7 protein-coding genes and 1 pseudogene are annotated in these 8,759 nt (G+C 66.1%); 2 read left to right on the top strand and 6 right to left on the bottom strand.

Annotated features, from left to right (window positions below; genetic code table 11):
• Positions 1 to 156 precede the first annotated feature (156 nt).
• Positions 157 to 570, bottom strand: a complete 414-nt coding sequence (locus tag AB0I77_RS33050) for an ATP-binding protein (RefSeq protein WP_363286404.1) — start codon at positions 568 to 570, stop codon at positions 157 to 159.
• A 240-nt stretch (positions 571 to 810) separates the two neighbouring features.
• Here AB0I77_RS33050 and AB0I77_RS33045 point away from each other — a divergent pair, with 240 nt between their 5' ends.
• Positions 811 to 1,662, top strand: coding sequence for a helix-turn-helix transcriptional regulator (locus AB0I77_RS33045; RefSeq protein ID WP_363286403.1), 852 nt, complete (start codon positions 811 to 813; stop codon positions 1,660 to 1,662).
• A complete protein-coding gene (locus AB0I77_RS33040; protein WP_363286402.1) occupies positions 1,659 to 1,859 on the top strand; it encodes a DUF397 domain-containing protein in 201 nt (66 codons plus the stop codon). The genes AB0I77_RS33045 and AB0I77_RS33040 overlap by 4 nt, the downstream gene beginning before the upstream one ends.
• A 27-nt stretch (positions 1,860 to 1,886) precedes the next feature.
• On the opposite strand, the gene AB0I77_RS33035 is transcribed toward AB0I77_RS33040, so the two are convergent.
• The 5 genes and pseudogenes from AB0I77_RS33035 to AB0I77_RS33015 all read right to left on the bottom strand — a co-directional run bounded on the left by AB0I77_RS33035 (position 1,887) and on the right by AB0I77_RS33015 (position 8,698).
• Positions 1,887 to 2,186 (bottom strand): hypothetical protein, encoded by a 300-nt coding sequence (locus AB0I77_RS33035; RefSeq protein ID WP_363286401.1) that lies wholly within the window; start codon positions 2,184 to 2,186, stop codon positions 1,887 to 1,889.
• Between the two features lie 372 nt (positions 2,187 to 2,558).
• Complete coding sequence (locus AB0I77_RS33030; RefSeq protein WP_363286420.1) at positions 2,559 to 2,855, bottom strand: hypothetical protein; 297 nt, start codon at positions 2,853 to 2,855, stop codon at positions 2,559 to 2,561.
• Between the two features lie 468 nt (positions 2,856 to 3,323).
• Positions 3,324 to 3,479, bottom strand: a pseudogene (locus AB0I77_RS33025) (RHS repeat domain-containing protein); the annotation flags it as partial.
• A gap of 315 nt (positions 3,480 to 3,794) precedes the next feature.
• A complete protein-coding gene (locus tag AB0I77_RS33020; protein WP_363286399.1) occupies positions 3,795 to 4,115 on the bottom strand; it encodes a hypothetical protein in 321 nt (106 codons plus the stop codon).
• The gene (locus tag AB0I77_RS33015) at positions 4,112 to 8,698 is read right to left on the bottom strand and encodes an RHS repeat-associated core domain-containing protein (RefSeq protein WP_363286398.1); all 4,587 of its coding nucleotides are present in this window, start codon (positions 8,696 to 8,698) and stop codon (positions 4,112 to 4,114) included. Before AB0I77_RS33015 ends, AB0I77_RS33020 begins: the two co-directional genes overlap by 4 nt.
• Between the last annotated feature and the right edge of the window lie 61 nt (positions 8,699 to 8,759).

Raw genomic sequence — 8,759 nt, 5'->3', positions numbered from 1 at the left:
GCCGTATCGCGCGGGTCTCTCGGTGCACCGTCCCTGACACCTGGACCCGGCCACCGATTTCCTGACATGCTACGGTCCCCATCACCTTTCAGCTCTGGGTAAGTCATTTGACCCAGGAATACTCTCCGAATTCCTCCCGGCTCAACCGGGGATACATCAAGGCGCCTCCATGGCGCACTCACACCACACGTACTTGCCCCGGTGGCCGCCTCTGGTCAGCGGCTGCCACCCCCACAGGTCGGCACAGGCCCGAACGAGAGCGAGCCCGCGCCCCTCCTCCAGCTCGGTGAGCTGCTCCAACTTCCCCGGCGGTTCGGGCGGTTCGGGGTCGGCATCCCACGCCCCGATCCGCAGCACGCCGGCCGACCAGGAAACACGTAGCGCAGCAGGCCCCTTGGTGTGCCGTACGGAGTTGGTAATCAGCTCCGTTGCGAGCAACTCGGCGGTGTCGACGAGGCGGATCAGGCCGTGCATCGTGAGGATCAGACGGAGAGTGCGGCGGCTGACGGTGACGGCTCGGGGGTCGTTCGGGATGTACAAGGTGTACTCCCAGGGTTCGTTTTCGGGCATGGCTGAACTCCTGTCAGAGAAAGGGAAGGCTGGCGGGATCTGTGGCGGTGACGGGCGGTGGCAGTGCCGCAGCCGTCGTGGCAGGACGGGGCGGTGCGCTTCCGGGGGTCCCGGCGTTCCGCAGCGTGTGCGTCGCGTCACTGACGGTAGGACCTCAATTTAGGACTTTGCAAGCCGCTGCCGTAATCTTGCCCTCGAACGAGTCGCTGCCTCCAGGCAGTTGATGGCGAGGAGGAAACCATGCCGCGTCGGCCGCAGCCGACCGCACGACAGGCACGTCTTGGTGCTGAACTGCGCAAACTGCGGGAGGCCGCAGGGCTCAAGGCACGTGAAGCCGCCGCGCTGCTCGGAGCCGACTCCGTCCAGATGAGCCAGATCGAGTCCGGCATCGCGGGAGTGAGCGCGACCCGCGTTCGCAGTCTCGCTGCTCACTACGCCTGCACTAACGAGGAGTTGATCGCGGCACTGGTCACGATGGCCACCAACCGGACGCGCGGCTGGTGGGAGGAGTACCGGGGGCTGCTACCGACGTCTTTTCTGGACCTGTCCGAGCTGGAGCATCACGCCACCTACCGCTGGGACGTGGACTTTCTGCACGTCCCCGGCCTGCTCCAGACAGAGGACTACGCCCGCGGGATCCTCGGATACAGAGTGCCGGAACTCCCGGAGAACGAGCTCGACTTGCGCGTCCGACACCGGTTGGATCGCCGCGTTATCCTCGAAGGCCCCCAGCCGACCCCCTACGAGGCCGTGATACACGAGTCGGCACTACGCATCCGGGTCGGTGACCGCGTCGCATCTCGGGTTCAGCTCGTACACATCCTGGAGTTCTCGGAAGCAGATCACATCACCGTGCGCGTTATTCCGTTCGACCTGGATGGTTTCGCCGGCGCCGACAGCGCGATGGTGTACGCGGGTGGCACCGTGCCCAAGCTGGACACGGTCGTACGCGACGGCCCTCAGGGCGCGGGCTTCATCGACTCCGAAGCCCAACTCGGCACGTTTCGAACACTTTTCCGTAGGATGGAGGCCGCATCGCTCGACCCCCAACGGTCGCGCGACTTCATCCACAGGCTGGCGAAGGAACTGTGAGGCGAACCGTGACCACCCCCGTCAACTGGCAGAAATCCTCCTTCTCCGGCAGCGGGGACGGCAACGCCTGCGTCGAGATAGCAAACCTGCACACCCGAGTCGCGATACGGGACTCGAAGGACCCGACCCAAGGCACTGTCTCCTTCCCCCCCGGAGCCTTCTCTGCGTTCATCAAGGCCCTGAAGACAGAGAGTTGACGCTCAGCGGCCTGAATGCGACGGCGATCACGACTCCCAGAACGGAGCGCCGACCCGGATACGGATCTGCCTGTCGCGGTCGACGTGTATCGCGACGATTCCCTCGACGATCTCCCCGACCTCGGGCAACGGAACGGCAGGGGCTGCGAGGTCATTGATGGTGCCGTCCGGGTTGTACGACAAGAGATCGATGAATCCGTTGCACCCGGGAGCGGCGTCGAGTTCCACAAAGACACCGAAGGGGAACCGTGCCTTGACTCTGCCGTGGGCGTCGGACCCCACTGGGTATCTACGCTTCGCCGCTTCCCAGGTTTCTTCTGCCGTCACTTGTACCGCGCTCTCGGATAGTGAGTCTTTTTTCAACCTGCCGAGGAACACTCCCGTTAGAGCCTCGGGGCCAGCTCACCATTGAGCCGCACCTACGGTACCCGCCGCGGTGAACGCAAACTCCCGCCGCACGGCGTCCAACACCCGCATCGACCGCACGATCTCCGGCGATGCCACTTCCGACGGGCACATGAAGGCCAGCCCGGTCACCGCCGTGCCGAGATGCTGCTCGCCGCTGCTCGAACGCGGCGTCCACGGCCGCGAGATCCTCGATACCCGAAAGACCTTGCCGCTTCCAGTCGAATTCGGACGTCCCGCCCGGCCTACGTCCGTCACCCGTCGCACTCCGAATGCCATACCGGACTTTCCTGGTCACACCCCTCGCCAGGTTCCACTGGTCACTCCGAAGGACGCTACGAAATCGTCCACGATTCCTCCGGAGAATGGATCGACGGCGGGATCCTCGGGTGTGAGCAGGCTGACGGCGTAGTACGCGGACAACAGGAGCCTCGTGCCTTCGAGGTTCTCCTCGGATTCCGGGGAGCCCAGGCGGACTCCGGACACGGTCGTCGCGTACAGCGACTGCGCGTGGAGTCGATAGAAGACGGCATACGGTCCTTGCCGTGTGGCGTCGAGCGAGTAGCCGTTGTCTTCCCAGAAGTCCTCCACGCCAGTCTTCCGCTGCGCCGGGCGGAAGCGGCTCCCCGTACAGGAACAGTCCTGGCCACCGCCGCTGTGCCTGATGGGCGAAGCCCCGCATTGCCTCCGGAAATGACGCGTCCACGATGTAATCAGTCGAATGACCGGTGAGATCCATGAGAGTTCCTCGCAAGGAGCAAGACGAGCGGGTTGACCACATAGCGGTGATGGCTGTAGTGGAGCCCTGTCTCGGCGTCGAAGTACAGAGTGTGCCGGGAACGCCAGGCTGCATTCCCCATCTCGTCGGTCACGCCTCGTCGTCCCACCGCTCCCCCGAACGGGTGCGCTGCACGAGGGGACGGTCACTACCCGGCTCCAGTCCCAGGTCGTGGTGCAGATCTCGCCCATCCCGGGGGCGCTCGATCGGCTCTCCTCCGCCAGCGGGGTACCGTCCCAGGCGAAATCGGCGCGCTCGACCACCCTTTCGCCATCCGCGGAGAGGAGTTCCTTGGCGATGCGCCTACCCAGCGGGTCGTAACGGTAGCGCCAGCGGCTTCCGTCCGGGGTGGTAACCGTCCGCAGACGGTCCTCCGCGTCCCAGGTGAACAGCCAGGTGCGCGACCCACCGGACAGCAGAACGCGCGTATGCCGCACCACCCGACCCGGTGCGTCGTGCTCGTACCTGGACCGTCCGGCGCACTGTGACCACCCCTGACAACTGGCAGAAGTCGTCCTTCTCCGGCGGGACGGCAACAACTGCGTAGAGATCGCGCACTTCCGGAACGGCACGAACCTGAGCGTGTCCCTGATGGCGTCCTCGGCGAAGCCGCCGGTGCCCTCGGCGCGCAGCGCCGCGTACAGCTCCGGGGTCGTTCGCCGTCGAGCTGGGCCGCGACGCCCGCCGAGCTCGAACGAGGCGTCCACCTCGGTGGGGCCGTCGAGTCCGTGGGCAGCGCATGAGCCCCCGGCTCACTCCTTGAGCGTCCAGACATGCGAGTCGGCGGGGGGAGCCGGCCGCACTGCCCACTCGGAAAGATTCTCTCCGGGAGCGCCGTACGGCAACTGACCCTCTCTCGGCTCGAAGTAGAGACCATAGGCCCAGTACTTCGCCGGTTCGTGGCACATGAGGTCGGGATAGGGTTCGATCTCCTCCCCCTCGTACGTCGCGTTGATCCTGGCCACCGCTTCGGCTCGGGAGATTCCGAACCGGCCGACCATCTCCTCGGCGATCTGCCGGAAGTAGTCGAGCATTCCCTCATCAAGTTCGATGAGGAATTCCTCAGTCCTCACGATGGACCCACTCTCCGTACGAATGAATTGTCAAACAATTGGGCTGCGCGATCGGTGAAGATCGCCATTTGATGCCCGTTGAACACGCCGGGTTTCCCGTCGAGGAACGCGGGGACGTTTCTCAGCATCGGACCTTCGACCATGTCATAGCCGTGCATGTCCCCGCCGCTTCGATGATGCCGGATGAAGTCGGCAAGTTCATCACTGGGGCCGTCGAAGATCTTGCTGTTCAGCTTGTCCAACTCGCTCTTGGGTACCCGGAAGTGCAGAACCGCGGGAACATCGTCGTACCTCTTCCCCAGCCTCTTCGCCCAGTCGATGGCCTGCTGCGGACTGTTGGTCACGTAGAAACCGTACGCGCCGAAGTCCATCTCCCGGGGCTTGAACTGGGGATCGATCCCGCGGGCGAGGATGTTGTCCGCACCGGCCCCGGTCGTCCCGTGGAAGAGGTCCACCATGCAGGGCGCTTTGAGCCCCAACGGGTCCTTCCACTGCAGCGGATTCTTCACATACGCATAGTGGTTGGGCCCCGGCGTCCGGCCCAGAGGATCGGGACTCAGATAGCGTGCCGTACCGGGCTCGTAATAACGGTGAACGTTGTAATGCAGCCCGGTTTCGTCATCGAAGTACTGGCCCGGGAAGCGCAGCGGGCAATCGACGCGCGGTGCGTCGGCCCGCTCCGTGGGAACGCCCCAGAGCGTGGACGACTGCGTCCAGACGACCTCTCCGCAGGGGTCGACGAGTTCCGTCGGCGTCCCGATGAGGTCGGTGACAATGGCGTAGAAGCGTTCGTCGATCTCGTGCTGCGCGGTGTCCGGCCCGACCGGGCCGGTGTCGCGCACACGCTGGCCGATCGGGACCGGCCCGTCCCCCCAGTCCCACGACATGCTGAGGGTTCCGTCCGTCTGCTCGGCGAGATTGTCGCCGTCCCAGAAGAAGGAGATCTGCTCGACGACGGTCGCACCGTCGTCCCCCAGCAACTGCTTGGCGACGCGTCGCCCCACTGGGTCGTACACGTAGTGCCAGTGACGGCCGTCAGGGGTGAGGACGTCGGTGAGTTGGTCCTCGGTGTTCCAGGCGTAGCGCCAGACGCGCGTGCCGCCGGACAGCAGCTTCGTGGTCCGCTGCACGACGCGGCCCTGCCCGTCGTGGCGGTAGCGGGTCCGGCCCGCCCGCTCGATCAGGGTGCCCGAGTAGGTACGCTCGCCGGGGCCGGTCTCCTCGTCGTACACCGGTGCTGACGTGCTGAATTCGGTGAGGTTGCCGAGGGCGTCGAACCGGTAGCTCTCGTCCCGGCCGTCGCTGCCGCCTCGCGCGGCCGTCACCCTCCCGGCCGGGTCGAACGTGAAGGTCCGCTCACCGAGACGTGAGTCCGTCACCGACGAGAGCATGCCGTCGGGGCGGTGATCGAACGCGCGCCGGCGCACGTCGCCCGACCCCGTCTGGAGCCGCTGTGTGGTACGCAGCCGCTCGGCGTCCCACTCGTGGGTCAGGCGCGCGGCGTCCCCGAGCACCCGCTCGACCTCGCGGCCGGCGACGTCGTACTGAAACGTGACGTCATGCTGCCCGGACCGCTGCACGACGGAGCGCCGCTCGGCGTCGTAGATCCATCGGGTGAGCGCGCCGCTCGGTGTGCGCCGTGCGACGCGGCGACCGATGAGGTCGTACTCGGACCGCACCTCCCGCCCGTTCCACGACTCCGCCAGGACCCGGCCCATGGCGTCGTGCTCCGCGCGGAGTTCGACATCGGCGCCGCGCGCCCGTACGAGCCTGCCGAGCATGTCGTACTCATACGTCGTGGCGGTCCCGTCGGCCTCCATCGCGATGACGTTGCCGATGGCGTCGTACCGGAACCCGGTGACCTGACCCGCGCCGTTGGTCCGCTCGACCAGCTGCCCGGCGGCGTCATAACGGTACGTAAGGGTCCGGCCGTCGAAGTCCGTTTCGGATGTCACCCGTCCTACGCCGTCATAGGTGTAACTCCACTCCCGGCCCTGTGCGTTGGTGACGCTCCTCAGTCTCAGCTCGGTGTCGTACCGGAAGCGTTCCAGCGTCCCGTCCTCGCTCTGGCGCAAGGTGCAGAGATCGAAGTGGGTGTTCTCGAAGCGCGTGTGGCGGCCGTTCGACGAACGGTATTCCAGAGGGTTGCCCTCGGCGTCGTACGACCAGTGTTCCGTGGTCCCGTTCGGCAAGTGGCGCCAGGAGATCCGGCCCTCCGGGGTCCAGCCGATCCGGGTGACCGCCCCGAAGGGGTCGGCGAGTTCGACGATCCGACCGAACGCGTCACGTACAAGCGAGTTCCGCGCTCCCAATGCGTCGACGATGCCGACCACCAGCCCCGCGGCGTCGTTGGCCAGCGTCTGCCGGCGGTTGCCGAGGGCGTCGGTGATGCCGATGAGACCACCGTGCTCGTCGAATGTGAAGGCCGTCGTGGCGCCGAGGGGATCGGCGACCGCCACCCGGTTGCCGCGCTCGTCGTAATCCGACTTCCATGTGCTGCCGTCCGGCTGGGTGACCTTCGTGATCTGTCCGTACTCGTTGTACTCCTTGGCCACGACGCCGCCGTCCGGACGCACGACCTCCGTGATGTTGCCGGTGTCGTCGTGGTGGAAATGGGTGGTACGCCCCAGAGGGTCGGTCAGGGCCACCAGATGGCCGAACTCGTCCCAGTCGCGGGTGGTGGTGTGCCCCAGCGGATCGGTCTCGATGACAGGGAGGAAGTCCTCGTCGAAGGTGTAGGTGATCTGCTGCCCGAGGGAGTCCGTCGCGACAGTGGTGCGTGTCTCGTCGTCGTAGGCATAGCGGTACGCAAGAACGCCGCTGTCGCTGCCCGTACGGACACAGCGGCCGGCTTCGTCGTAGGCGTAGCGGTACCAGTCGCCGGTCCTGCTCTGCCATCCGGTGACCCGCTGCCGGTCGTCGTAGCTGTAGCGCTGAGGAACCGAGGAGGAGTCGACGACGCCGATCAGACGGCCCTGTGCGTCGTACTCGTATGTCATGAGGCAGGGCTGATCCGGAGCGCTGAGCAGCGTCAGGGACGCCACACGGCCGGACGAGGCGGTGACTCCGAGCCGGTAGCCGCCTTGATGGATCACCTCGCACGGGGAGCCGTCCTCCGCGTGACGGATGTCGATCGTGTTGCCGTTGCGGTCCTGGAGACCGACCAGCGGGAGTTCCGTGGTGCGGCCGCCCGGCACTCGGCGGAAAACGAGCGTCGTGCCGCTCTGGGGCTGGTGGACGGTGGCTTCTCCGTCTGGCGTGCCGTCCCAGCGCAGAGGCCAGTTGGGGCCGAAGACCGGCCGCATCGGCTCGCCCGCCTCCGGAACCGCGTAGTGCAGCACTGTGCCGTCGGTGCCGATGAACCGGACGCCGTCGTCATCGATCAGGAGCCGCTGGTCGAGGGTGGACGTCCAACCGGCACCGAACCAGCGTCCGGACTCCACCCCTGTGCGGTGACTGCGCTCGATGACGAGCGGCAGGACGCCCGGCAGGGTGAAGTCGGTGATCGACATCACCATCTGGCCGGTGGCCATGTCAATTGGGTCGCCGCAGGTGAAGAGGTTCTTCATCTGGCGGCCCAGGTTCTTCATGCCCGGGCCGAGCCCCTTGAGCCCCATGGCCATGCCCTTGAGGCCGGTCTTGCCGAAAGCCTTCAGCCCCTTGGCCAGACCGCCGAGCGTGGTCAGCCCCTTCATGCCCGGGATGCAGTCCAGCGCCGCGAACCCCACATCCCATAGCGACGCCTGGCCCTTGGAATATTTGTAGAGCGTGTCGGCGAGCACGACGAGCGCGGCCACCAGCACGATCGCCCCGAGGATCGGCCCCCCGACAATCATCGCGACAATCCCGAGGACGGCCACGACCACCTTGCAGACGGTGACGATCGTGTCCCAGTTGTCCTCAAACCAGTCCCCGACATCCTCCCACCACGACCGGTTCTGAATGCCCGCATCCGAGGCCTCATCGATCTTCGACTTCGCCTCCCGCGCCGCCTCCTCACGCATCGTCCGCGCATCCGCCGCCATCTTCTTCGCCGCGTCCAACGCATCCTGCGCACCCGTGACGTCCGACTGCGCCTTGGTATGGGCGCTTTGGGCGTGCTGGACATCCCGGGTGGCGGCCCGCACCTTCGCCTCATCCGGCTTCTCTGTGCTGCTCTTACTGCCAGTCGGATCGTCCTTGTACTTGTCGGCTTCCTTGCCAGCCCGCGTCACCCACGAGTCCGCCGACGACAACCGCGACTGGGCGGAGGAAAGGTCATCCCGTGCTTCCCTGCCCTTGGCGAGTGCCTTGTCCGCGAGCGCCTGGGCGCGTTCCAGCTTCGGCCAGTACGCCGCCAGCGCATCACCGCACAACTCGTACGACTTCTTCAGCTTCTTCAGATTCTTCGGAACCCCGGAGAACTGCTCCTTGAACACCGCCGCCGACTTGCCCGCCCACTCCAGCCCCACATCGTCCTCGGCCATGCCCTTCACCAGACGCAACGCCTCAGACACGTCATCCGCGAAATCGTGCAACACCCGCGCCAGATACCGCACCCGGACCGGATCACCCGGCGTCGGATCCTTCTCCAGATCCAGCACATGCCAATCCCGCGGCCGGTAGCCCGCCATCCTTCGTCCCCGTCCCCCGTCACCCACGGAT

It is taken from the genome of Streptomyces sp. NPDC050619 (assembly GCF_040654815.1).
Classification (GTDB): domain Bacteria; phylum Actinomycetota; class Actinomycetes; order Streptomycetales; family Streptomycetaceae; genus Streptomyces.
This window is presented reverse-complemented; position numbering and strand designations above follow the sequence as displayed.

What these genes read in the sequence shown, in the direction of transcription:
- AB0I77_RS33050 (WP_363286404.1), bottom strand. Translation starts at nt 570, where the DNA reads ATGCCCGAAAACGAACCCTGGGAGTACACCTTGTACATCCCGAACGAC.
- AB0I77_RS33045 (WP_363286403.1), top strand. Translation starts at nt 811, where the DNA reads ATGCCGCGTCGGCCGCAGCCGACCGCACGACAGGCACGTCTTGGTGCT.